The organism is Halomonas sp. AOP13-D3-9 (assembly GCF_052379125.1).
Taxonomy (GTDB): Bacteria; Pseudomonadota; Gammaproteobacteria; order Pseudomonadales; family Halomonadaceae; genus Vreelandella.
In genome coordinates this window covers 28,242-51,569 of the sequence record NZ_JBQSYH010000002.1, presented here as the reverse complement: position 1 = coordinate 51,569, position 23,328 = coordinate 28,242, and the positions used below count along the sequence as shown (strand labels likewise).

The following is a 23,328-nucleotide window of genomic DNA, read 5'->3' as shown; positions in this document are numbered from 1 at the left end:
ATTAGCGTTTGTGCGGCATCACTGGGGTGCCGCGCTGAATGGTTCACATGCTACGCTTTGTTTTTGCCATTTATTCTTCGGCGACGGCTTCACGTATTGGGCTCTAAACGGCATTGTGTTGTTGTAGCTTTTTTAGTTAGCAAGTACTTACATTTATGGAGAGGCCGCTATGCCTTTATCTCGTGTTGAAATCGCCACGCCTTCCGCCGAGCGTTTAATCAATCGACTGTGCAAACACTGGGCGCATAAGTTGGAGGTCGAGCAGAGTGATCAGCAAGCTACCATTACCTTTGCCACCGGCACCTGCTTAATGGTTGCTGAATCGGATAAATTGGTAGTAGCCCTGGAAACCCTCGAAGAGGAGCATCTGGATGAATTGGAGGGGGTAGTCGAGCGCCACCTTATGCGTATGGCCGGTGATGAAGAGCTGGCGATTGTTTGGGAAAACTAGACCACGACGGGTCTGCTATAATCGCGCTGATTTTGAAAACATAAATCTTATGCACCGAAACGCAGAGCGCAGGAGTTCGCATGACCCGAATTGCCATTGTAGGCGTGGCTGGCCGCATGGGCCGGACGTTGGTAAATGCTGTAGAGCAAGAGGCTGAGGCGACGCTAGCTGGTGGAATTGTGGAGCCAGGCAGCTCCTTATCGGGCGCTGACATTGGCGAACTTGCCGGGGTGGGTAAGCGCGGCGTTGTCGCAGTAGATTCCCTGGCGTCGATTGTCGATGACTTTGATGTGTTGATCGACTTCACTGCTCCGCAGGTCACGCTGGGTAATCTGGCGTTCTGCGCCGAGCACGGTAAGCGTATTGTGATTGGCACCACCGGTATGAGCGATGATGAGCTGGCCCAGCTTGATAGCTACCGCGATAAGGTGGCCATGGTGTTCGCGCCCAATATGAGCGTCGGGGTTAATTTAACCCTGAAGCTGCTTGAAACCGCTGCCAAAGCGTTGGGCGATGAAGGCTACGATATTGAAGTGATCGAGTCCCACCACCGCCATAAGGTTGATGCGCCTTCCGGCACCGCGATCAAAATGGGCGAAGTCATCGCCGATAGCCTGGGCCGTAACCTGAAAGAGCACGGCGTGTTCGAACGAGTAGGGCAGTGCGGCCCGCGCAGCGATAAAGAGATCGGTTTTGCCACCGTGCGTGCGGGGGATATCGTCGGCGAACACACGGTGATGTTTGCCACCGAAGGCGAGCGCATCGAAATCACCCATAAAGCCTCCAGCCGCATGACCTTTGCCAAAGGTGCTGTACGCGCGGCGCGTTGGGTCGCGGGTAAAGAGAGCGGCCGTTACGATATGCAGGATGTGTTGGGTCTGGATTAAGCGATCACTCATGCTAGAACAGCCCGGTCATTAAGGGGTAGTCTTAGGCCAAGAATTCCTGTAACATTTCAAAAATTTTGGCCGGGTGGCTTAGAAGCTCTGACTTACAGACCTTAGACGGCGCGCTTGTTGCGTTGGCCAGCCCAAAGCCTGCCCCCGAGCCCACTAACATTTTTGATGTTTAGCGTGTGGCTTTGAAGGGCATCGAACAACAAGCGGGATGAAACCGATTTTTTATCGGCTTCATCCCGCTTTTTTACGGCCCTCGTTTTGATGATAGCTTCACTAATGAGCGCCGTGGATTAATCAAGAAATTGCTGAGCCTGCGCCCCACAGGCTCCCACCAGCATGGGAGGACTTGTTTTGAATAACCCCGCATTGAGCAAACCCGCAATACTGGCCCTGGAAGATGGCAGTGTGTTCCACGGCATCGCCATTGGCGCGGACGGATTAACCAGCGGCGAGGTGGTATTCAATACGGCCATGACCGGTTATCAAGAAATCCTGACTGACCCCTCCTACACCCGCCAAATCGTGACCCTCACTTATCCCCATATCGGCAATACCGGCGTTAACGCCGAGGACGTCGAATCAGCTTCGATTGCCGCCGCGGGTTTGGTGATTCGTGATCTACCGTTAATGGCCAGCAGCTTCCGCTCTGAGCAGTCGCTGTCGGACTACCTGAAAAGCCAGAACGTACTGGGCATTGCCGATATCGACACCCGCCGCCTGACGCGTATTTTGCGTGACAAAGGTGCGCAGAACGGGGCGATTTTGGCGGGCGCTGATGCCGAGGGCGACGATGCGGTAGCGCGGGCGCTGGAAACCGCCAAGGCTTTTCCAGGCCTGAAGGGGATGGATCTGGCCAAAGAGGTGTCGTGTAAGGAGTCCTACGAGTGGTCGGAAGGCGAATGGACGCTAGGTGAAGGCTATGCAGATGCGTCTAAAAGTGAGCGCCCCTACCACGTGGTGGCGTACGACTACGGGGTGAAGTTCAACATTCTGCGCATGCTGGCCGCGCGCGGCTGCCGTTTGACGGTGGTGCCCGCGCAAACGCCTGCTGCTGAGGTGCTGGCGATGAACCCGGATGGCGTTTTCCTGGCCAACGGCCCTGGCGACCCAGAGCCCTGTGACTACGCCATCAAGGCGATTCAAGAGGTGCTGAAAACCGATACTCCGGTATTCGGTATCTGCTTGGGCCATCAACTGCTGGCGCTCGCTTCCGGTGCGAAGACGGTCAAAATGAGCCACGGCCACCACGGTGCCAACCACCCAGTGCAGGATCTGGATACCGGCACGGTGATGATCACCAGCCAGAACCACGGCTTTGCGGCAGATGAGGCAACGTTGCCGGCCAACGTTCGTGCCACGCACCGCTCGCTGTTCGACGGCACTTTGCAAGGAATCGAGCTCACCGACCGACCGGCGTTTAGCTTTCAGGGCCACCCGGAAGCGAGCCCCGGCCCGCGTGATGTGGCGCCGCTGTTTGATCGCTTTGTTGCAATGATGCAGACGCGTCGCTAACGCGCTCAGCCCTGTATCGCCGTCTTTTGTCGCTCATCGTCACCATTTTTTGCGGGAACCGTTATGCCTAAGCGTACCGACATCAACACTATTTTGATCATTGGCGCTGGTCCGATCGTGATCGGCCAGGCCTGCGAATTTGACTACTCCGGCGCCCAGGCGTGTAAAGCGCTGCGCGAGGAGGGTTACCGGGTTGTGTTGGTTAACTCCAACCCCGCCACCATCATGACCGACCCGGCCATGGCCGATGCCACCTACATCGAGCCGATTACCTGGCAGACGGTGGAGAAGATCATCGAAGCCGAGCGCCCCGACGCGATCCTGCCGACGATGGGCGGCCAGACGGCGCTGAACTGCGCCCTTGAGCTTGAAAAGCACGGCGTGCTGGAGAAGTACGGCGTGGAGATGATCGGTGCTAACGCCGATGCGATTAACATGGCCGAAGACCGCGACCTGTTCGATCAGGCCATGAAGCGTATTGGTTTGGAATGCCCGAAAGCGAAAGTGGCGCACACCATGGATGAGGCTTGGGAGATCCAGGCTGAGCTGGGCTTCCCGACCATTATTCGTCCTTCCTACACCATGGGCGGCTCCGGCGGCGGTGTGGCGTACAACAAGGAAGAGTTTGAAGAGATCTGTACCCGCGGATTTGAGCTCTCTAACAACCACGAACTGCTCATCGACGAGTCGCTGCTGGGTTGGAAAGAGTACGAGATGGAGGTTGTGCGCGATAAAAACGACAACTGCATCATCGTCTGTGCGATTGAGAACTTTGATCCCATGGGTGTGCACACCGGTGACTCTATCACCGTGGCCCCGGCGCAAACGCTGACCGATAAAGAGTATCAGATCATGCGTGACGCCAGCCTCGCGGTACTGCGCGAGATTGGCGTAGAAACCGGTGGCTCCAACGTCCAGTTCGGTATGGACCCGAAGACCGGTCGTTTGGTGGTGATTGAGATGAACCCGCGGGTATCTCGCTCCTCGGCGCTGGCCTCCAAGGCGACTGGTTTTCCGATCGCTAAAATTGCCGCCAAGCTGGCGGTGGGCTATACCCTGGATGAGCTGCAGAACGATATTACCGGTGGGCGTACCCCAGCGTCGTTCGAGCCGTCTATCGATTACGTGGTCACCAAGATTCCACGCTTCACCTTCGAGAAATTCCCCCAAGCCAACGACCGTCTGACCACACAGATGAAGTCGGTGGGCGAGGTGATGGCCATTGGCCGTACCTTCCAAGAGTCGCTTCAGAAAGCCCTGCGCGGCCTGGAAACCGGTAACGATGGTCTCGATCCGATCATTACCGATTTCACGCCAGACAATATGGCGATTATCCAGGGTGAGCTCCAGGCTGCGGGCGCCGAGCGTATTTTCTACATCGCTGATGCCATGCGTTCGGGCATGAGCGTTGATGAGGTGTTTGCGCTAACCAATATTGATCCTTGGTTCCTGGTTCAACTGGAAGATTTAGTGCTGACGGAAAACGCCGTCGCCAAGCGCTCATTGCCCGACTTCTCTGCCCGTGAGATCTATCAGCTCAAGCGCAAAGGCTTTGGCGATGCGCGCTTGGCCAAACTGCTTAGCGTCAGTGAAAAAGCGTTCCGTGAAACCCGCCAGGCCGCTGGTATTCGCCCGGTTTATAAGCGTGTTGATACCTGTGCCGCGGAGTTCGCTTCTGATACCGCCTATATGTACTCCACCTATGAAGAGGAGTGCGAGGCGGATGTTTCTGACCGCCAGAAAATTATGGTGCTGGGCGGTGGCCCCAACCGTATCGGCCAGGGCATCGAGTTTGACTACTGCTGTGTTCACGCCGCCTTCGCCATGCACGACGACGGCTATGAAACCATCATGGTCAACTGCAACCCGGAAACGGTTTCTACCGACTACGACACCTCTGATCGCCTCTACTTTGAGCCGGTAACGCTGGAAGACGTGCTCGAAATCGCTGACAAAGAGAAGCCGGTGGGCGTGATCGTTCAGTTCGGTGGCCAGACGCCGCTGAAACTGGCCCGTGAGCTAGAGGCGGCTGGTGTGCCGATTATTGGCACCACGCCGGATGCCATCGACCGCGCCGAAGACCGTGAGCGCTTCCAGGTGATGATCGACAAGCTGGGCTTGAAGCAGCCGCCCAATGCCACGGCGCGTAGCTTTGCTGAAGCCTTTGATAAAGCCGAGGCGATTGGCTATCCGCTGGTAGTGCGCCCCAGCTACGTGCTGGGTGGCCGGGCTATGGAGATCGTCTACGACGCCTCTGAGCTTGAAAACTACATGACCCACGCGGTGAAAGTCTCCAACGACTCGCCGGTGCTGCTGGATCACTTCTTAAGTGCCGCGATCGAGATCGATATCGATGCGGTGTCTGATGGTCAGCAGGTGGTGATCGGCGGCATCATGCAGCACGTCGAGCAAGCGGGCGTTCACTCCGGTGACTCCGCCTGTGCGCTGCCGCCTTACTCGCTGCCTGCTGATGTGCAGGACGAAATGCGCCATCAGGTTAAGCAGATGGCCGTTGAGCTGGGCGTTAAAGGCCTAATGAACGTGCAGCTTGCCTGGCAGGATGGCGAGATCTACGTCATTGAGGTCAATCCGCGCGCCTCGCGTACCGTGCCTTTTGTGTCCAAGTGCATTGGTACCTCGCTGGCGCAGATTGCGGCGCGCTGCATGGCCGGTAAAACCCTGGCTGAACAGGGCTTTGAGAAGGAAATCGTGCCGCACTTCTATAGTGTTAAAGAGGCGGTGTTCCCGTTCAATAAATTCCAGGGAGTTGACCCGATTCTCTCGCCGGAAATGAAGTCGACCGGCGAAGTGATGGGCTCTGGCGACACCTTTGCAGAAGCCTTCTTCAAGGCCCAGTTGGGTGCAGGCGAGGCGATTCCAGCGCTGACCGGCGAGCGTAAAGCATTCCTGTCTGTGCGCGAGCCGGACAAGGCGGGGATTATCGAAGTGGGTCGTTCTCTGTTAACATTGGGCTTTACGCTATGTGCAACACAGGGAACAGCAGCTGCTTTGGAAGCTGCCGGGCTCGCTGTGGAGCGCGTCAATAAAGTCTACGAAGGCCGTCCCCATATCGTCGATCTGCTTAAGAACGACGAAATCGCCTACATTGTGAACACTACTGAAGGTCGTCAGGCTATCAACGACTCTTCGGTCATTCGCCGTACTGCTCTCGCGCGCAAGGTGCCCTATGCGACCACCTTGGCGGGCGCTAATGCTGTTTGCATGGCGCTTGAGTACGGTAGGGAGATTACGGTGCGGCGCCTTCAGGATCTGCATGCAGGAGCAAGTCAATGAACAAGGTCCCGATGACGGTTGCGGGAGAAAAAAGTCTTCGCGAAGAGTTGAACCATCTCAAAGGCGAAGCGCGTCCGCAGGTGATCGCGGCCATCGCCGAAGCGCGTGAGCACGGCGATCTAAAGGAGAATGCCGAGTATCACGCCGCTCGCGAGCAGCAAGGGTTTATCGAAGGGCGTATTCAGGAGATCGAAGGCAAACTCTCCGTCGCGCAGGTGATTGATGTCACTAAGTTGCCGAAAACCGGCAAAGTGATTTTTGGTGTCACTGTGTCGCTGATAAACCTGGAAAACGATGCAGAAGTGACGTATCGCATCGTCGGGGAAGACGAAGCAGATATCAAAGCCGGGCGAATCTCGGTTACCTCCCCCATTGCCCGTGCCTTAATTGGCAAAGAAGAGGGTGATATCGTGGTGGTCAAAACCCCCGGTGGTGACGTCGAGTACGAAATAGGTAGCGTCGAGTACGTGTGATAAAAAACGCCCCTTCAATTGACCTGCATTAGGTCGGTTGAAGGGGCGTTTTAGTGCAGCAGCGTACGGTCAAAAAGTGCGTTACATCGAGCGGTTAATACCGGCCGTGGTGGTTCTCAAAGCGGGTAACATTAGAAAGCTTCGGGTTCACCTTTGGGTTTCTGCGGTACAGTAGAGCCATTTTGCCAATGGTTTGCACCAGGTCGGCACGGCTGTTGGCAACCAGTTCGGCGATGATGGCAGCGCGATCATCGCGCTCAGGAAGGGCGAGTTTCACTTTGATCAGTTCGTGATCGGTGAGTGCGCGGTTAAGTTCTGCGAGCAAATTTTCGGAGACGCCGTTCTCAGAAACGGTGACCACTGGATTAAGATGGTGGCCAATGCTGCGAAATGCTTTCTTTTGTGCCTGTGACAAGCTCATGGTATCTTGCGGTATCCCGGTTAGCGCTTAACGCTCCATCTTACGGTGAAACGACACCGAGTGAAAGCGATCGCGTGAATGCGCCCATCTCTTATTCCAGTGTTAGATTCCTACATGCAGCAAAAGCCCCCAAATCGCAAACATTCCGTCAGCAAGACCAGCAATAACTGGAAGAAGGAGCATTTCGACGACCAGTACGTGAAGCAGAGCTGGCAAGATGGCTACCGCTCCCGCGCCAGCTATAAGCTGATCGAGTTGGATGAAAAGGATAAACTGCTGCGTCCGGGTATGACGGTGATTGATCTGGGCGCAGCGCCTGGCGGGTGGAGTCAAATCGCTGCGGAGAGGGTCGGGCCTGAAGGGGTGGTGATTGCCTCTGACATCCTGGAGATGGATGCGCTAGCAGGTGTGGACTTTATTCAAGGTGATTTCACTGAGGAGGCGGTGCTAGAGGCGATACTGCAACGCTTGGATAATCGCCGTGTAGACCTTGTGATGTCGGATATGGCCCCCAATATGAGTGGTATGGCGGCGATTGATCAGCCTCAGGCGATGTATTTAGTGGAGCTTGCGTTAGAACTCGCGCGCGAAACGTTGTCACCTGGTGGTCGATTTTTAGCTAAAGTATTCCAGGGGGAAGGGTTTGACGCCTACTTGAAAGAGTTGCGTGGCAGCTTTAGCAAAGTGGTGACTCGTAAGCCGGATGCCTCGCGGGCACGCTCCCGTGAAGTCTATTTTCTGGCAGAGGGGTTTCGTGGATAGTTATTCAAAAATAGCTATTCGCGACATAGAACGTCCGTGTGGTTAGATAGTGACCGCGTGGTTCATAGCCTAGATTTATCAGCGCGATTGCCAGACAGGCAAGCGCAACGTGTGTCACATTAGTCGCCATAAGTGCGCGTGACACAGATGGCCCGAGGCATAAGACGCTTTGGCAATGGTTGAACGCTTGATGCTGATGTAATGTCCTAGTAAAAGGAATTATTAAGCAGCAGGCTTTAACTGACAGATTCTTGTAATGAGGGTAGCCCCTTGAACGATATGGCGAAGAACCTGATTCTGTGGTTGGTCATCGCGGCCGTCCTACTGACAGTGTTCAACAATTTCAGTACCGAAAGTGCACCGCAAAACACAAACTATTCCCAGTTTGTGCAGCAGGTGCAAAATCAACAGGTGCGTAGCGTGACCATTGATGGCTACACCATCACGGGTGAGCGTACGGATGGCTCTCAGTTTCAGACGATCCGCCCCTCGGCGGAAGATCCGAAGCTGATGGACGACCTGTTGAGCAATGACGTGACTGTGGTGGGTAAAGCGCCAGAGCAGCAAAGTATCTGGACGCGGTTACTGATCGCCAGCTTCCCGATTCTGCTGATTTTGGGCATCTTCATGTTCTTCATGCGCCAAATGCAGGGCGGAGCCGGTGGTGGTAAGGGCGGCCCGATGAGCTTTGGTAAATCGAAGGCCAAGTTACTCTCTCAAGACCAAATCAAAACAACCTTTGCCGACGTGGCGGGCTGTGATGAGGCTAAAGAAGAAGTCGAAGAGTTGGTCGACTTCTTGCGTGACCCGACCAAATTCCAGCGCTTGGGTGGCACTATTCCCCGCGGCGTCTTGATGGTGGGTCCGCCGGGTACCGGTAAAACGCTGTTGGCCAAGTCGATTGCGGGCGAAGCTAAAGTGCCGTTCTTCTCGATTTCAGGTTCTGATTTCGTTGAAATGTTTGTCGGTGTCGGTGCATCCCGTGTGCGCGACATGTTCGAGCAGGCCAAGAAGCAGGCGCCGTGCATTATCTTTATCGACGAAATCGATGCGGTAGGCCGCTCACGCGGTGCTGGCATGGGTGGCGGTAATGACGAGCGCGAGCAGACGTTGAACCAACTGCTGGTCGAGATGGACGGCTTTGAAGCCAACGAAGGCGTCATTGTTATCGCCGCGACCAACCGCCCTGACGTACTCGACCCTGCGTTAATGCGTCCAGGTCGTTTTGACCGTCAAGTCACCGTTGGTTTACCCGATATTCGCGGTCGTGAGCACATCTTAGGCGTTCACCTGCGTAAGGTGCCGCTGGCGGATGACGTTAAGCCGCAGTTGATTGCGCGCGGTACGCCAGGCTTCTCCGGTGCTGATTTGGCCAATCTGGTTAACGAATCGGCATTGTTTGCAGCCCGTCGTAATAAGCGCCTGGTCAGCATGGAAGAGCTTGAGCTCGCTAAGGACAAGATCATGATGGGCGCTGAGCGCAAATCGATGGTCATGACCGACAAAGAGAAGCTCAATACCGCTTACCATGAGTCGGGTCACGCCATTATCGGTTTGGTCGTGCCTTCTCATGACCCGGTTTACAAGGTAACAATTATCCCGCGTGGTCGTGCGCTGGGTGTCACTATGTTCCTGCCGGAGGAGGATCGTTACAGCCTCTCTCGTCAGCAAATTCTGGGGCAAATCTGCTCGCTGTTTGGTGGCCGTATTGCCGAAGAGATGACGCTAGGCCCGAACGGCGTGACGACGGGTGCCTCCAACGACATTAAGCGTGCGACTGAACTGGCCCACAATATGGTCGCCAAGTGGGGCTTGTCGGACGAGATGGGGCCGATCATGTACGACGAGGATGAGTCGCATCAGTTCCTCGGCGGCCCAGGCCAGGGTGGCGGCAAGATGAAGTCAGGCGATACCACCACGCGCCTTGATAAAGAAGTGCGCAAAATTATTGACGATTGCTACGAGCAGGCGCGCCAGATCCTGACCGATAATCGCGATAAGCTCGATGCCATGGCCGAAGCGCTGATGAAGTACGAGACCATTGACGCCACTCAGTTGAAGGACATCATGGAAGGCCGTGATCCACGCCCACCGGAAGGCTGGGACGACGGTGACTCATCCGGTGGCGGTACGCCTGTCAACGATGACAAGCCCCAGGTGAAGGCCGAAGACGACGCTTCTTCCAACGCTTCAGGTGGTGATGCTTCTGGAGGCGGTGATTCTGGAGACAATGGTGAAGAGGATGACGACGAGCCGCGTCGCCGCCCTTCAGATCCACTGGGCGGCCCCGCAGGGCCTTAGTTATGCAGGTCCTAGTTATATGCTGAAATAATGGCTTAAATAATTACGCCAGCGTTTGAGCCGAAGGCGCCCCAGCATGGGGCGCCTTTTTTGATATGCTATGTATATAGCACTGCAATGTTTCTTTTCTTGACCAGGCTGCAGCATGAAATCAATTCTGGACACGTCCTCTACGCAAAACACTGACAATGCTTTCCAACTGCGCTGTGGGCGCCATCTGCTGGATCTCTCCTTTCCCCGGGTGATGGGCATTCTCAATGTGACGCCGGACTCTTTTTCCGATGGTGGGCAGCACGTGGCATTGGATGACGCTTTGCGCCACGGTGAACGGATGCTGGCCGAAGGGGCGGCGATGATTGACGTGGGCGGCGAATCGACCCGCCCGGGGGCTACCCCGGTCAGCCCCCAGGAAGAGTTGGATCGAGTGGCGCCGGTGGTGGAAGTCCTGGTACGCGAGCTGGACGCGTTGGTGTCGGTCGACACGAGCTGCCCGACGGTCATACGCGAGGCGAGTGAACTGGGGGCTGGAATGATTAACGATGTGCGCGCCCTAGAACGGGAAGGCGCGCTGTTGGCTGCGGTGGGCAGTGGTCTGCCTGTCTGCTTGATGCATCGCCAGGGCGAGCCGCAGGATATGCAGCAATCGCCCGCCTATCAGCGCCCCATCGAAGAAGAGGTGGCTGACTATCTGGCGCGCCGGGTGGCCGAGTGCGAGGCGGCCGGTCTGCGCCGCAATCGACTCTTAATTGACCCCGGCTTTGGCTTCGGCAAAACCGTTGAACACAATCTACGCTTACTCAAATATATGCAGACGCTACAAGCACTGGAGCTTCCCTTGCTCGTGGGTATGTCACGCAAAAGCATGATTGGCAAGGTGCTGGGCCGTCCGGTGGAGGAGCGCCTCTGTGGTGGTTTAGCGCTTGCTGCCATGGCGGTTGAGCGTGGCGCGAATATTCTGCGTGTGCATGATGTGGCTGCCACGGTTGATGCAGTCAATATGGCGTGGGCGGTACTACAAGAAGGCTGCGAGCCGCCGCTAAACAAGGAGTTTGACGCATGACAAGACGCTATTTCGGGACGGATGGCATCCGCGGCACAGTGGGTAAATCACCCATTACGGCTGATTTTATGCTCAAGCTGGGCTGGGCGGCGGGTCAAGTGCTGCGCCGGGATAAAGGGCGAACGCGGGTGCTGATCGGCAAAGATACCCGGATTTCCGGCTATATGTTTGAATCCGCCTTAGAGGCAGGGCTTTCCGCGGCGGGGGTCGATGTATCCCTGCTAGGGCCTATGCCCACACCGGGAATTGCCTACTTAACACGCACCTTCCGTGCCGACGCGGGAATTGTCATCTCTGCATCGCATAACCCGTTTGACGATAACGGCATCAAGTTTTTCTCTGCCGAGGGCAAGAAGCTCCCCGATGAGACAGAAGACCGTATCGAAGCGATGCTAGAAGCGCCGCTGACCACCGCGGAAGCTGCCCAGTTGGGTAAAGCAACCCGTATTGATGACGCTGCAGGCCGTTACATCGAGTTTTGCAAATCGACACTGCCTGATCGGCTCAGCCTGCATGGGCTCAAAATCGTGCTGGATTGTGCTCACGGCGCTACTTACCATATCGCACCCAACGTGTTTCGCGAGCTGGGAGCTGACGTTACCACCATTGGCGCCTCGCCGGATGGGTTAAATATTAACCAGCAGGTGGGCTCAACCCATCCCGCCGCGCTGCGTGCTGCGGTGATCCAGCAAAATGCTGATTTAGGAATCGCCTTTGACGGCGATGGTGACCGCGTGCTGCTGGTAGACGGCGATGGCCGCGAAGTCGACGGCGACGATATTCTCTATCTGATTGCCCGCGATCGCCACGAGCGTGGGTTGCTGCAAGGCGGCGTAGTGGGCACGCTGATGTCCAACTTTGGCTTGTCGATGGCGCTTGATAAGCTGGGGATTCCCTTTGAGCGCGCTAAAGTGGGCGACCGCTTTGTGATGGAGCGCATGGCCGCCAATGGCTGGGAGCTGGGCGGTGAGTCGTCTGGGCATATTGTGTGTGGGCATGTGCAGACCACGGGGGATGGGATCGTTTCCGCGCTGCAGGTGTTGGCCTTGATGATGCGCGAGCAGAAGAGCCTGCCGACACTGTTAAAAGAGCTGGAAAAAGTGCCCCAGGCACTGGTCAATGTGCGCTTGCCCGCCGATACCCGCGCCAAAGACGTCATGGCATCTGCACCACTTCAGCAGGCGGTAGCGGCGCTAGAGCATGAGTTAGGGGATGAGGGCCGAGTGTTGCTACGCCCATCAGGGACTGAGCCGCTCATTCGTGTGATGGTGGAAGGGCGCGCCCATTTAGATGTCGATCAATTGGCGCGTGGCTTGGCCAGTCAGGTTCAGGCGCTACTTAATTAAATGTGTTCAACTAACCGGGAAAGCAAACCGGTTCAGCAAACTGGTTCAGCAAACTGGTTTAGTAAACCCAGCTTGTGGTTATAACAGCGGTTGTCTTGACAAGGCCGCTCCTATACCATTTCGCTCCACCTTGAGTGAGGAGAGTCGATGCGTACGCCTTTAATTGCCGGTAACTGGAAAATGAACGGTTCCGTGGCGCTGATTAACGAATTCGGCCAGGCCTTCTCCGCCGCCGTATCGCCAACCAACGTGGATGTCGTGGTTATTCCGCCGTTCCCCTATTTGGATGCGGCGCGCCATGCGTTTGAAGGTACGGTGCTGTCATTAGGCGCGCAAACGTTGAACCCTATTCACTCCGGGGCGCATACCGGTGAAGTCAGTGGCCGTATGCTAAAAGAGTTTGCGGTCTCTTATGTATTGGTGGGGCACTCCGAGCGACGCCAGCTCTATAAAGAGAACGATGAGCAAATTTTCGCGCGTCTTTTGGCAGCCTTAAGTGTCGAGCTCAAGCCAATTCTCTGTGTGGGTGAGTCTCTAGAAGAGCGTGACGCAGGCCGCACGATGGAAGTGGTGCTTCGTCAAGTGGGGTATGTCATGTCCCGCTTAGAGCCTGATCAGCGCAAGCAGGTTGTGATTGCCTATGAGCCCGTTTGGGCAATTGGCACTGGCCGTACGGCTAGCCCTGAGCAGGCCCAGGACGTTATGGCAGGCATTCGTGCCTACCAGGCGGGTTTCGATAAGGGGCTCGCCGAGCAACTGCGTTTGCTTTACGGCGGCAGTATGAACGCAAGCAATGCGGCTGAGCTGCTCGCTCAGCCAGATATCGACGGCGGTCTAGTGGGCGGAGCCTCACTCAAGATCGATGATTTTTATGCCATTTGTCAGTCAGCAGGATAACGCCATGCAAGTTGCAATTCTTATGATTCATGTGGTGATTGCGGTCGCCCTGGTGGTACTCATCCTGCTTCAGCAGGGTAAAGGTGCCGAAGCCGGCGCGGCTTTCGGGGGTGGTGCATCACAGACCGTGTTTGGTTCACGGGGCAGCGGTAACTTTTTGTCGCGCACCACCGGCATTTTGGCGGCGGGCTTCTTCGCCACTTCAATGGCGCTAGCTTACTTTGCTACCCAAGCGGGTCAGGCGCCAGAAGCGGGTATTCCCGATTCGCGCCTGATCGAGCAGCAGCAAAGCGTTCCAACGCTTGACGACAGGCCTGCGGACGTGGATAATGCCGCGCCAGTGCTAGAGGAAAGCAGCGAGTAAGTAGTGCTCGTTGTTTAGACAGAAAGAGTTTCTTTAGCCTCCCCTGATGCCGAAGTGGTGGAATTGGTAGACACGCTATCTTGAGGGGGTAGTGACCGTATGGTCGTGCGGGTTCAAGTCCCGCCTTCGGCACCATCTGTTTTGCTGGCTCGCCAGCTTCCCAGAATGTTCTTTTGTTACCAGTAGGCCAGCGTTGGCAACTGAGGCAAAAAACAGCTTTAAGTAAGTGGCTTTTTTCAGTAAGTCGTTCTTGAAGCAAGTAGTTCTTGACGTAAGTGGCTTTAGTGTCTATTATCGTCGACCTAGATTGATGCGGGGTGGAGCAGTCTGGTAGCTCGTCGGGCTCATAACCCGAAGGTCATCGGTTCAAATCCGGTCCCCGCTACCATTTTTTAGTAACGTGTTCTAGATTGTTATTCTGAAGTTTTATCGGAAAATAACAGTCGTCTGGGGTATGCCCTGTTACATGTTGCTAAGACGGTACTGGAAGTAGTACTTAAGAAATGGTACACAAGGTTTCTTTTAAAAAGCCCCTTCCAGTGAAGGGGCTTTTTGTTAGCAGCTTTTGACTAGCAAGAATATCTTAATAGCGGATGTCGTCCGGATAAGCGGAGACACATTCCCGAGTAACGCCAATCAGCCACCTAGCTTTTCTAATAACTCCTGGCCAGGTGCCTGATGCAACGGCTATAGGAGCTTTGTCTGTGGCCACTAAACACGCTGCGCTTCACGCGCTGATCGAACCTGTTGTTGCTGCCATGGGCTTTGAGCTATGGGGCATCGACCATCTTTCCCAGGGCAAAAATTCGCGGCTGGTGATCTATATTGAGCGCGAAAGTGGCGTTAGCGTGGAAGATTGCGCAGATATTAGCCGCCAAGTCAGTGCTGTTATGGATGTAGAAGACCCCATTGCCGGTGAGTACCGGTTGGAAGTCTCCTCGCCCGGTATGGCACGCCCCTTGTATTCCCTGGATCAGTTTACCCGCTTTCAAGGTCATCACGTCGCGCTCAAGTTGCGCACTGCCTTTGACGGGCGGCGCAAGTATCAAGGACTTTTGGTCGGTGTTGAGGGGGATGAAGTACTTATCCAACTGGATGGCGAAGAGTATTGCTTTCCTATTGAGAGTATTGATTCTGCGCACATTGTACCGCAGTTCGACGATTGACCGGGTGGCGGCGCTGCCGGCAGGCTGCCGGGGTGATGCACATAAGGATAGGTTTTCTGGCGAGGCATACGCATGAGTAAAGAAATTTTAATGGTCGTTGACGCGATCTCCAATGAGAAGGGCGTCCCGCGTGATGTCATCTTCGAAGCGGTCGAAGCCGCTCTTGCGAGCGCGTCACGTAAGCGTTTTGAAAAAGAAGAAGCCAATGTGCGCGTGCATATTGACCGTCGTACTGGGGAGTATGAAACTTTCCGCACCTGGACGGTCGTCGAAGATGACGAATTCGAAACGCCCGATTACGAAATCAAAGAAAGCATCGCCGAGCAGCGTGATCCGCCGCTTAAATTAGGCGATGTGGTGGAAAAAAGCATCGAAAATGCGTCGTTCGGACGTATTGCGGCGCAAACCGCCAAGCAGGTGATCGTACAGAAAGTGCGTGAAGCTGAGCGGGCTGAAGTGGTGCGCCAATATGCCGATCGCGAAGGCGAACTGGTCGCAGGCATCGTTAAAAAGACCACTCGCGACGGCCTGATCATTGATTTGGGCGAAAACGCTGAGGCGTTCTTGCCGCGCAATGAAATGATTCACGGTGAGCGTTACCGCATGAACGAGCGGGTACGTGCCCTGTTGGTCAAGGTAGACCCAGACGCACGCGGTGCCCAGCTTCAGCTATCGCGGACGTGTCCCGAGCTGATCATCGAGCTGTTCAAAATTGAAGTGCCAGAGATCGCTGAGCAGTTGATTGAGATCAAAGGCGCTGCGCGTGATCCCGGTTCACGGGCTAAAATTGCGGTAAAAACCAATGACCGCCGCATTGATCCGGTCGGTGCCTGTGTAGGTATGCGCGGTTCGCGCGTTCAAGCGGTCTCTTCGGAGCTGCAAAACGAACGTGTTGATATCGTGCTGTGGGACGATAATCCCGCCCAATTGGTGATTAACGCCATGGCGCCCGCCGATGTGGGGTCTATCCTAGTGGACGAAGACGCCCACGCGATGGATGTGGCGGTGGCGCAGGACAACCTTGCCCAGGCCATTGGTCGGAGCGGTCAGAACGTGCGTTTGGCCTCTGAGCTTACCGGCTGGCGGATTAACGTCATGACCGAAGAAGAGGCAGAGTCTAAGCGCGATCAAGAGATTGATAGCCTGGTGGACTCGTTTATCCAGCACCTTGAAGTGGATGAAGATGTCGCTCGCCTGTTGGTGGAAGAAGGGTTCACTACCCTGGAAGAAGTCGCCTACGTGCCGATGGAAGAGATGCTCGAAATCGAAGAGTTCGATGAAGATTTGGTAGAGCAGCTACGCGCACGGGCGAAAGACGAGCTGCTGACGATGGCCATTGCCTCGGAAGAAGTGCTAGACGGTGCCCAGCCAGCAGCAGACCTGCTGGAAATGGATGGCATGGAGCGTCACCTGGCCTTCACTCTGGCCAGTCGCGGCATTGTCACTATGGAAGATCTCGCCGAGCAGTCTGTCGACGATCTGGTCGATATCGAGGAGTTAGACGAAGCGCGCGCAGCGGCACTGATCATGACTGCCCGTGCGCCCTGGTTTGAAGTCGATGACGCATCGGATTCGAACACACAGTAAACAGGTCACGGGCTGAGGAGGGTCAATATGTCAGATATGACAGTTAAAGATTTCGCAGGAAAGGTGGGCCGTGATGTGCCTCGCCTACTAGAGCAAATGAAAGAAGCGGGTTTAAAGCACGCTTCAGAAAGCGATGCGGTGTCTGAAGAAGACAAGCAGAAGCTGCTGAGTTTCTTGAAGAAGAGCCACGGCGGTAGCGACACCGCTGAAGCGGGCAAAAACCGCATCACGCTGACGCGCAAAACCCGCAGCCGTATCAATACCGGCGAGCGCGGCAAAACCATCGAAGTGCAGGTACGTAAGAAAAAAACCTACGTCAAAAGCGCTGAAGATGAGAAGCCGAAAGCACCGGAGCCTAGCTACACCGGCCCGCGCCAGCTAGTGGGCGATATGGCGGAAGCCGAAGCTGAGCGCAAGGTTTCCGATGCGCGTGAAGCCGAGGAAAAAGCTGCCGCGAAGAAAGCCCGAGCTGCACAGGTAGCTGAAGCGACAGCGCGCAGTAATAAAGAAGCTGAAGCCGCCGCGAATAGCAAACAAGAGGCTGAATCAACGCCAAGAGCCGCCAAAGCGCCAGCGACGCCTGATATTCCGGTGCCGAACCTTGAAATCGACGACACGCCGTCCGGTGACGATATGCCGCCAGCGCCGCCTAAAGAAGGCCGCTCTGACCGTCGTACTGCGCCACCGAAGAAAGCTGCAGCGAAAGCCAAGGGTCGTCGTGACGATGAAGATCGTGGTGATCGCGAAGAGCGCAAGCGCGGTGGCGGCGGTAAGAAGGTAAAACGTGCCGAGCAACGTCGCGGTGGTCGCCGTGGTGGCAACCAGACCGGCAACGGCAAGCACGCTTTCCAGAAACCGACTCAGCCGATTGTGCGTGAAGTATCGATCCCTGAATCGATCAGCGTGGCGGAATTGGCCGACAAAATGTCGATCAAAGCCAATGAAGTCATCAAGGCCATGTTCAACATGGGCGCGGCAGTGACCATCAACCAAACCATCGATCAGGATACGGCTGCGATCGTGGTGGAAGAGATGGGCCATACGCCGAAGCTGGTGAAAGATGACGCGCTGGAAACGGAAATGCTCGAAGGCATCTCCTATGAAGGCGAAGAGATTACCCGCTCACCCGTTGTAACGGTAATGGGTCACGTTGACCACGGTAAAACCTCGCTGCTCGATTACATCCGTAAAGCGAAGGTGGCAACCGGTGAAGCCGGCGGTATTACCCAGCATATCGGTGCCTACCACGTGGAAGATAATCACGGTGGCGTCACCTTCCTGGATACCCCAGGCCACGCGGCGTTTACCGCCATGCGTGCCCGCGGTGCCAAGGCGACCGACGTGGTCATCCTGGTCGTCGCGGCGGATGACGGCGTTATGCCGCAAACCATCGAGGCGATTGAGCACTCTAAAGCTGCCGAAGTGCCCATGGTCGTGGCGGTCAATAAAATCGATAAAGATGGTATCGATCTTGATCGCATCAAAAATGAGCTTTCCCAGCACGGCGTGATCTCGGAAGAGTGGGGCGGCGACACCCAGTTTGTTCACGTGTCGGCCAAGACTGGTGAAGGTATGGAAGAGCTGCTGGAAGCGATCCAGCTGGCCTCCGAAGTACTTGAGCTAAAAGCTGTGCCTTCCGCACCCGGTAAAGGTGTTGTGGTTGAGTCACGCCTTGATAAAGGTCGTGGTCCGGTCGCTACCGTACTGGTTCAGAACGGCACGCTGAGAAAAGGCGATATCGTTCTTGCTGGCCTGCACTACGGCCGTGTACGTGCGCTGACCAACGAGCTTGCCCAGCAAGTCGATGAGGTTGGCCCGGCCATGCCGGTCGAGATTCAAGGCTTGGGCGGTACGCCGGACGCCGGTGACGACTTCATGGTCGTGACTGACGAGAAGAAAGCCCGCGAAGTGGCTAACTTCCGTCAAGGCAAGTACCGCGAAGTGCGCCTAGCGCGTCAGCAGAAGGCCAAGCTGGAGAATATGTTCAGCCAGATGGGCCAAGACGAAGTGGCCAAGGTCAACATCGTCCTCAAAGCCGACGTACAAGGCTCGCTGGAAGCGATCAAAGGCGCTCTGGAAGAGCTTTCTACGGGTGAAGTTGAAGTCGCCGTGGTTTCCTCTGGTGTGGGTGGTATCACCGGTACCGATGCCAACCTGGCGCTTGCTTCTGAAGCCATCGTTGTCGGCTTTAACGTCCGTGCCGATGCCGCTGCTCGTGAGATCATCGAGCGTGAAGGCTTGGATCTGCGCTACTACAGCGTTATTTACCAGCTGATCGACGAGGTCAAGCAGGCGATGAGCGGTATGCTCGCACCTGAGTGGAAAGAAGAGATCGTTGGTGTGGCCGAAGTACGCGACGTCTTCCGTGCGCCGAAGATTGGTGCCATCGCTGGCTGTATGGTCATCGAAGGCAGCGTGCATCGTAATAAGAAGATCCGCGTGTTGCGTGATGACGTGGTGATCTACGAAGGCGAGCTCGAATCGCTGCGCCGCTTCAAAGACGATGTGCAGGAAGTGCGCAACGGCATGGAGTGTGGCATCGGCGTGAAGAACTACAACGATGTCCAAGTCGGCGATAAGATCGAAGTCTTCGACCAAGTGAAGGTCGAGCGTAGCCTGTAAGGCTGCGAGGAGCTAAACATGCGCGAATTTAAGCGTACCGACCGGGTAGCCGACCAGCTCCAAAAGGAGCTGGCGGTATTGATCCAACGCGAAGTGAAAGATCCACGTTTGGGCATGGTCACGGTCAGCGGTGTCACCGTTAGCCGTGACCTTGGCTACTCCGACGTCTACGTCACTTTGTTGGGGGAGCAAGAGCCCGAGCGTATTAAAGAGAATTTGCAGGTGCTTAAACGCGCTGCCGGTTTTCTAAGAAGCCAGATTGCCAAGCGCATCAAGCTACGCCACGTGCCGGAACTACGTTTTCATTTCGATGAAAGCGTGGTGCGCGGTCAGCAACTCTCTTCACTGATTGATGAAGCAGTCACCACTGACCGCGCGCGCAATCAAAGTGAAGAAGGAGACGACGCTGCCGAGCAAAGTGAGGAAACTCGCTAGTGGCGCGTCAACGTCGTGGTTTGCCGGTTAATGGTGTACTGCTGCTGGATAAGCCCAAGGGGCTTTCCAGCAACCATGCACTGCAGCGTGTTCGTCGGCTGTTCCAGGCCCAAAAAGCCGGGCACACCGGCACGCTAGACCCGATGGCAACCGGCTTATTGCCGATCTGCCTAGGCGAAGCGACCAAGTTCTCGTCGCACTTGCTGGAAGCCGACAAGGTGTATCGCACCCGGATAGAGCTTGGGGTGATCACCGATACCGGCGATGCGGAAGGCGCGATTATTGAGCAGCATGAGGTTCCCAGTTTAAGCGCCGATGACGTGGAAACTGTGCTCACCCGCTTTCGCGGTGAGATTGACCAAGTGCCGCCCATGTACTCGGCGCTAAAGCATCAGGGCAAAAAACTTTACGAGTTGGCCCGCGAAGGCAAACACGTGGAGCGTGCAGCTCGGCGGGTAAGCGTGTATGATGCGCGCCTGCTAGCGTTTGAAGGCAGCGCTTTTGAGCTGGAAGTAAGCTGCAGTAAAGGCACTTACATCCGCACGTTAGCCGAAGATATTGGGCAGGCACTCGGCTGTGGCGCGCACATCAGTCAACTAAGAAGGCTCAAAACAGGGCCCTTTTTAGCCGACGCGATGTGGACGCTAGAGGCCTTGGAAGCACTGGCCGATCAGGCAGCACTGGAAGCTGAGCTAATGCCCGTGGATGTGCTGGTGGATCATTTGCCGTTACTGACGGTAGACGACACCGCCCACGCCCGTTTGGCCCATGGCCAGCCCGCTGCTCTCGAAACCGGCGCATTAGCCGCAGACGAAGTAGCCAGACTTTATTACGCCGAGACGTTTATCGGCCTTGGCGTAGTGAAAGGTGCCCAGGAAGTGGCGCCTAAGCGGCTGTTAAGTACCGTCGCTATCTCGTAAACAGCGTTGCAAGGATGCAGCCGTCTACGTGAAACTCGCTAGTGGAAAGTAACTAGCTAGTAAAAAATAGCAGCTTGAGACTGCAAATATGCGTGGTCTCACCCATTCATTTTTAGGCATATTGCTTACTGGAGAGACAGATGGCTTTAACCGCTGAGAAGAAGGCCGAGATCGTCACCGAATACGGCCGCGGCGATAACGATACCGGTTCCCCTGAAGTACAGGTTGCACTGCTGAGCGCCAACATCAATGGCCTGCAGGACCACTTCAAGACCAACAAACAGGATCACCACTCTCGTCGTGGTCTGATCCGCATGGTTAACCAGCGTCGTAAGCTGCTGGACTACCTAAAGCGTAAAGATTTCGAACGCTATCAGTCCCTGATCCAGCGTTTAGGTCTGCGTCGTTAAGCGTTAACGGCAACGATTCGAAACGGGCAGCTCATAAAGAGCTGCCCGTTTTTTTATGTTTCGGGTTTATCTCAATAGTGCTGAGGGCAAGCAGGAACTGGTAGCCCTATCGCGTTCCAGCGCCTAGAATGGTAACCAGTCAAAACGACCTAAACGAATAGACAAGTAGATATTGATAATGCTGAAGGAAGTCGCTGTGAATCCGGTAAAGAAAACGTTCCAGTACGGTCGTAGCACCGTCACGCTCGAAACCGGGCGTATTGCTCGCCAGGCCACCGGCGCTGTCATGGTTACCATGGACGACACCGTCGTGCTGTGTACCGTGGTCGCTCGTAAAGAGGCCAACCCGAGCCAACCCTTTTTCCCTCTCTCGGTACACTACCAGGAGAAAACCTACGCAGTGGGCAAAATTCCTGGCGGCTTCTTTAAGCGCGAAGGACGACCCACTGAGAAAGAGACGCTGACTTCGCGGCTGATCGATCGCCCGATCCGTCCGCTGTTCCCCAAAGGCTTTATGAACGAAGTGCAGATCGTCTGTACCGTTCTCTCCACCGACCGTAACCACGATCCGGATATTGCCGCACTGCTGGGTACTTCCGCAGCGCTGAGCATCTCTGGCGTGCCGTTTAGTGGCCCGATCGGCGCAGCCCGCGTTGGTTTTAACGAAGAGAAAGGCTACTTCCTCAACCCAACCGTTGAAGAACTGGCCTCCTCTGAGCTGGACATGGTCGTCGCCGGTACTGAAAAAGCCGTGCTGATGGTGGAGTCTGAAGCTAAAGAGCTGCTTGAAGACGAAATGCTGGGCGCCGTACTGTTCGGCCACCAGGAGATGCAGGTAGCGATCAGCGCCATCAACGAACTGGTTGCTGAAGCCGGTAAGCCGCGCTGGGAGTGGCAGGCCGCCGAAGAGAACCAGGCGCTCAAAACCGCTATGGCCGATGCGTTTGAGGCTAAAGTGGGCGATGCTTACCGCATCACCGACAAAATGCAGCGCCAGGATGCACTGGCTGAGTTGAAAGACCAGGCGATTGAACAGCTGGCAGCCGATGAAGGCGAACCGGTTAACGACAAGTTCAGTAAAGATGACGTTAAAGGTGCTTTTGCTAGCCTGGAAAAACGCGTGGTGCGTTCGCGGGTTGTCAAAGGCGAGCCGCGTATTGATGGTCGCGACAACCAGACCGTGCGCCCGCTGGCGATCGAAGTCGGCGTGCTGCCAAAAGCCCACGGTTCGGCCATCTTTACCCGTGGTGAGACCCAGGCGATTGCCGTGGCAACGCTGGGCACGCTGCGTGACTCACAGTTAATTGAATCACTGGAAGGCGAGCGTAAAGACCGCTTTATGCTGCACTACAACTTCCCTCCCTACTCGGTAGGCGAAGCGGGCTTTATGGGTGGCCCTAAGCGTCGTGAAATCGGCCATGGCCGCCTAGCGCGTCGCGGCGTACAGGCGATGCTGCCATCCGAAGATACCTTCCCCTATACCATTCGCGTGGTCTCGGAAATCACCGAGTCTAACGGCTCTAGCTCGATGGCCTCCGTATGTGGCTCTTCGCTGGCGTTGATGGATGCAGGCGTGCCGCTAAAAGCACCGGTGGCGGGTATCGCAATGGGTCTGGTAAAAGACCCGGACGGCTTCGCGGTATTGACCGATATTCTGGGTGACGAAGATCACCTCGGCGATATGGACTTTAAAGTTGCCGGTTCCGAAGAGGGCGTCACCGCCCTGCAGATGGACATCAAGATCGAAGGCATCAACGAAGAGATTATGGAGCTCGCGCTGCAGCAAGCACTGACCGCGCGACTGAGTATTCTCGAGCAAATGAATGTCGTGATCAGCCAGAGCCGTAGCGATGTCTCCGACAACGCGCCGTCCATGGCAACGATCAAAATCGATCCCGACAAGATCCGCGATGTGATCGGTAAAGGCGGCGCGATGATTCGTAAAATCTGCGAAGACACCGGCGCTTCAATCGATCTCGACGACGACGGCACCGTACGTATCTACGCGGAAGATAAAGCCGCCGCCAAGCGCGCCATTGACACCGTACTGGCGATTACCGCTGAAGCGGAAATCGGCAAGCTGTATATGGGTAAAGTGGTACGCATTGCTGACTTCGGCGCGTTCGTTAACATCATGCCAGGTACCGATGGCCTGGTGCACATCTCGCAAATCGTTGCCGAGCGCGTTAACAACGTGCGCGACTTCTTGAACGAAGGCGATGACGTGATTGTGAAGGTACTTGATATCGACAACCGCAACCGCGTGAAGCTGTCGATGAAAGAGATCACTGAAGAAGAGAAAACCGCTTTCGCAGCAGAAGCAGCGGAAACCGAAGCGACGATTTAAAAAGAATGATTTAAAACGAGTGATTTAAATCGTTAGTTAGGTTTCTGATACCGCCCTCGTA

At 55.7% G+C, this 23,328-nt stretch carries 19 protein-coding genes and 2 tRNA genes; 20 read left to right on the top strand and 1 reads right to left on the bottom strand.

Annotated elements, in window-relative coordinates; all coding sequences use genetic code 11:
• Positions 1–169 precede the first annotated feature (169 nt).
• The 5 genes from ACT3UM_RS02195 to greA all read left to right on the top strand — a co-directional run bounded on the left by ACT3UM_RS02195 (position 170) and on the right by greA (position 6,629).
• Positions 170–451: a DUF2218 domain-containing protein gene (locus tag ACT3UM_RS02195; RefSeq protein ID WP_027958241.1), complete on the top strand. Its 282-nt coding sequence runs from the start codon at positions 170–172 to the stop codon at positions 449–451.
• 80 nt (positions 452–531) lie between these two features.
• A complete protein-coding gene (dapB, locus tag ACT3UM_RS02190) occupies positions 532–1,338 on the top strand; it encodes a 4-hydroxy-tetrahydrodipicolinate reductase (RefSeq protein ID WP_498895740.1) in 807 nt (268 codons plus the stop codon).
• A 378-nt stretch (positions 1,339–1,716) separates the two neighbouring features.
• Positions 1,717–2,862: a glutamine-hydrolyzing carbamoyl-phosphate synthase small subunit gene (carA, locus tag ACT3UM_RS02185; RefSeq protein ID WP_498896225.1), complete on the top strand. Its 1,146-nt coding sequence runs from the start codon at positions 1,717–1,719 to the stop codon at positions 2,860–2,862.
• Positions 2,863–2,925: 63 nt separating this feature from the next.
• Positions 2,926–6,156, top strand: coding sequence for a carbamoyl-phosphate synthase large subunit (gene carB, locus ACT3UM_RS02180; RefSeq protein WP_498895738.1), 3,231 nt, complete (start codon positions 2,926–2,928; stop codon positions 6,154–6,156).
• Positions 6,153–6,629, top strand: coding sequence for a transcription elongation factor GreA (greA, locus tag ACT3UM_RS02175; protein ID WP_498895736.1), 477 nt, complete (start codon positions 6,153–6,155; stop codon positions 6,627–6,629). The genes carB and greA overlap by 4 nt, the downstream gene beginning before the upstream one ends.
• Positions 6,630–6,723: 94 nt before the next feature.
• On the opposite strand, the gene yhbY is transcribed toward greA, so the two are convergent.
• The gene (yhbY, locus tag ACT3UM_RS02170; RefSeq protein WP_035582940.1) at positions 6,724–7,050 is read right to left on the bottom strand and encodes a ribosome assembly RNA-binding protein YhbY; all 327 of its coding nucleotides are present in this window, start codon (positions 7,048–7,050) and stop codon (positions 6,724–6,726) included.
• 114 nt (positions 7,051–7,164) lie between these two features.
• Between yhbY and rlmE the strand changes: the two genes are divergently transcribed.
• The 15 genes from rlmE (at position 7,165) to pnp (ending at position 23,267) form a co-directional block, all read left to right on the top strand.
• Positions 7,165–7,812, top strand: coding sequence for a 23S rRNA (uridine(2552)-2'-O)-methyltransferase RlmE (rlmE, locus tag ACT3UM_RS02165; protein ID WP_498895734.1), 648 nt, complete (start codon positions 7,165–7,167; stop codon positions 7,810–7,812).
• A gap of 270 nt (positions 7,813–8,082) precedes the next feature.
• Complete coding sequence (gene ftsH / locus ACT3UM_RS02160) at positions 8,083–10,113, top strand: ATP-dependent zinc metalloprotease FtsH (RefSeq protein WP_498895732.1); 2,031 nt, start codon at positions 8,083–8,085, stop codon at positions 10,111–10,113.
• 145 nt (positions 10,114–10,258) lie between these two features.
• Positions 10,259–11,173: a dihydropteroate synthase gene (gene folP, locus ACT3UM_RS02155; RefSeq protein WP_498895730.1), complete on the top strand. Its 915-nt coding sequence runs from the start codon at positions 10,259–10,261 to the stop codon at positions 11,171–11,173.
• Complete coding sequence (glmM, locus tag ACT3UM_RS02150; protein WP_144814268.1) at positions 11,170–12,519, top strand: phosphoglucosamine mutase; 1,350 nt, start codon at positions 11,170–11,172, stop codon at positions 12,517–12,519. The genes folP and glmM overlap by 4 nt, the downstream gene beginning before the upstream one ends.
• A gap of 147 nt (positions 12,520–12,666) precedes the next feature.
• A complete protein-coding gene (gene tpiA / locus ACT3UM_RS02145; RefSeq protein WP_498895728.1) occupies positions 12,667–13,416 on the top strand; it encodes a triose-phosphate isomerase in 750 nt (249 codons plus the stop codon).
• Positions 13,417–13,420: 4 nt separating this feature from the next.
• Entirely contained in the window at positions 13,421–13,780 is a 360-nt protein-coding gene (secG, locus tag ACT3UM_RS02140) for a preprotein translocase subunit SecG (RefSeq protein ID WP_035582950.1), read from the top strand.
• 48 nt (positions 13,781–13,828) lie between these two features.
• A tRNA-Leu gene (locus ACT3UM_RS02135) sits at positions 13,829–13,915 on the top strand.
• Positions 13,916–14,091: 176 nt separating this feature from the next.
• Positions 14,092–14,168, top strand: a tRNA-Met gene (locus ACT3UM_RS02130).
• 316 nt (positions 14,169–14,484) lie between these two features.
• A complete protein-coding gene (rimP, locus tag ACT3UM_RS02125; RefSeq protein ID WP_008958796.1) occupies positions 14,485–14,946 on the top strand; it encodes a ribosome maturation factor RimP in 462 nt (153 codons plus the stop codon).
• A 72-nt stretch (positions 14,947–15,018) separates the two neighbouring features.
• Complete coding sequence (gene nusA, locus ACT3UM_RS02120) at positions 15,019–16,533, top strand: transcription termination factor NusA (RefSeq protein ID WP_498895725.1); 1,515 nt, start codon at positions 15,019–15,021, stop codon at positions 16,531–16,533.
• A 27-nt stretch (positions 16,534–16,560) separates the two neighbouring features.
• A complete protein-coding gene (gene infB / locus ACT3UM_RS02115) occupies positions 16,561–19,155 on the top strand; it encodes a translation initiation factor IF-2 (protein ID WP_498895723.1) in 2,595 nt (864 codons plus the stop codon).
• An 18-nt stretch (positions 19,156–19,173) separates the two neighbouring features.
• The gene (rbfA, locus tag ACT3UM_RS02110; RefSeq protein WP_035582954.1) at positions 19,174–19,590 is read left to right on the top strand and encodes a 30S ribosome-binding factor RbfA; all 417 of its coding nucleotides are present in this window, start codon (positions 19,174–19,176) and stop codon (positions 19,588–19,590) included.
• Complete coding sequence (truB, locus tag ACT3UM_RS02105) at positions 19,590–20,510, top strand: tRNA pseudouridine(55) synthase TruB (protein WP_498895720.1); 921 nt, start codon at positions 19,590–19,592, stop codon at positions 20,508–20,510. Before rbfA ends, truB begins: the two co-directional genes overlap by 1 nt.
• A gap of 140 nt (positions 20,511–20,650) precedes the next feature.
• A complete protein-coding gene (gene rpsO, locus ACT3UM_RS02100) occupies positions 20,651–20,920 on the top strand; it encodes a 30S ribosomal protein S15 (protein ID WP_007111823.1) in 270 nt (89 codons plus the stop codon).
• A gap of 178 nt (positions 20,921–21,098) precedes the next feature.
• Positions 21,099–23,267, top strand: a complete 2,169-nt coding sequence (pnp, locus tag ACT3UM_RS02095) for a polyribonucleotide nucleotidyltransferase (protein WP_498895718.1) — start codon at positions 21,099–21,101, stop codon at positions 23,265–23,267.
• The last annotated feature ends 61 nt before the right edge of the window (positions 23,268–23,328 follow it).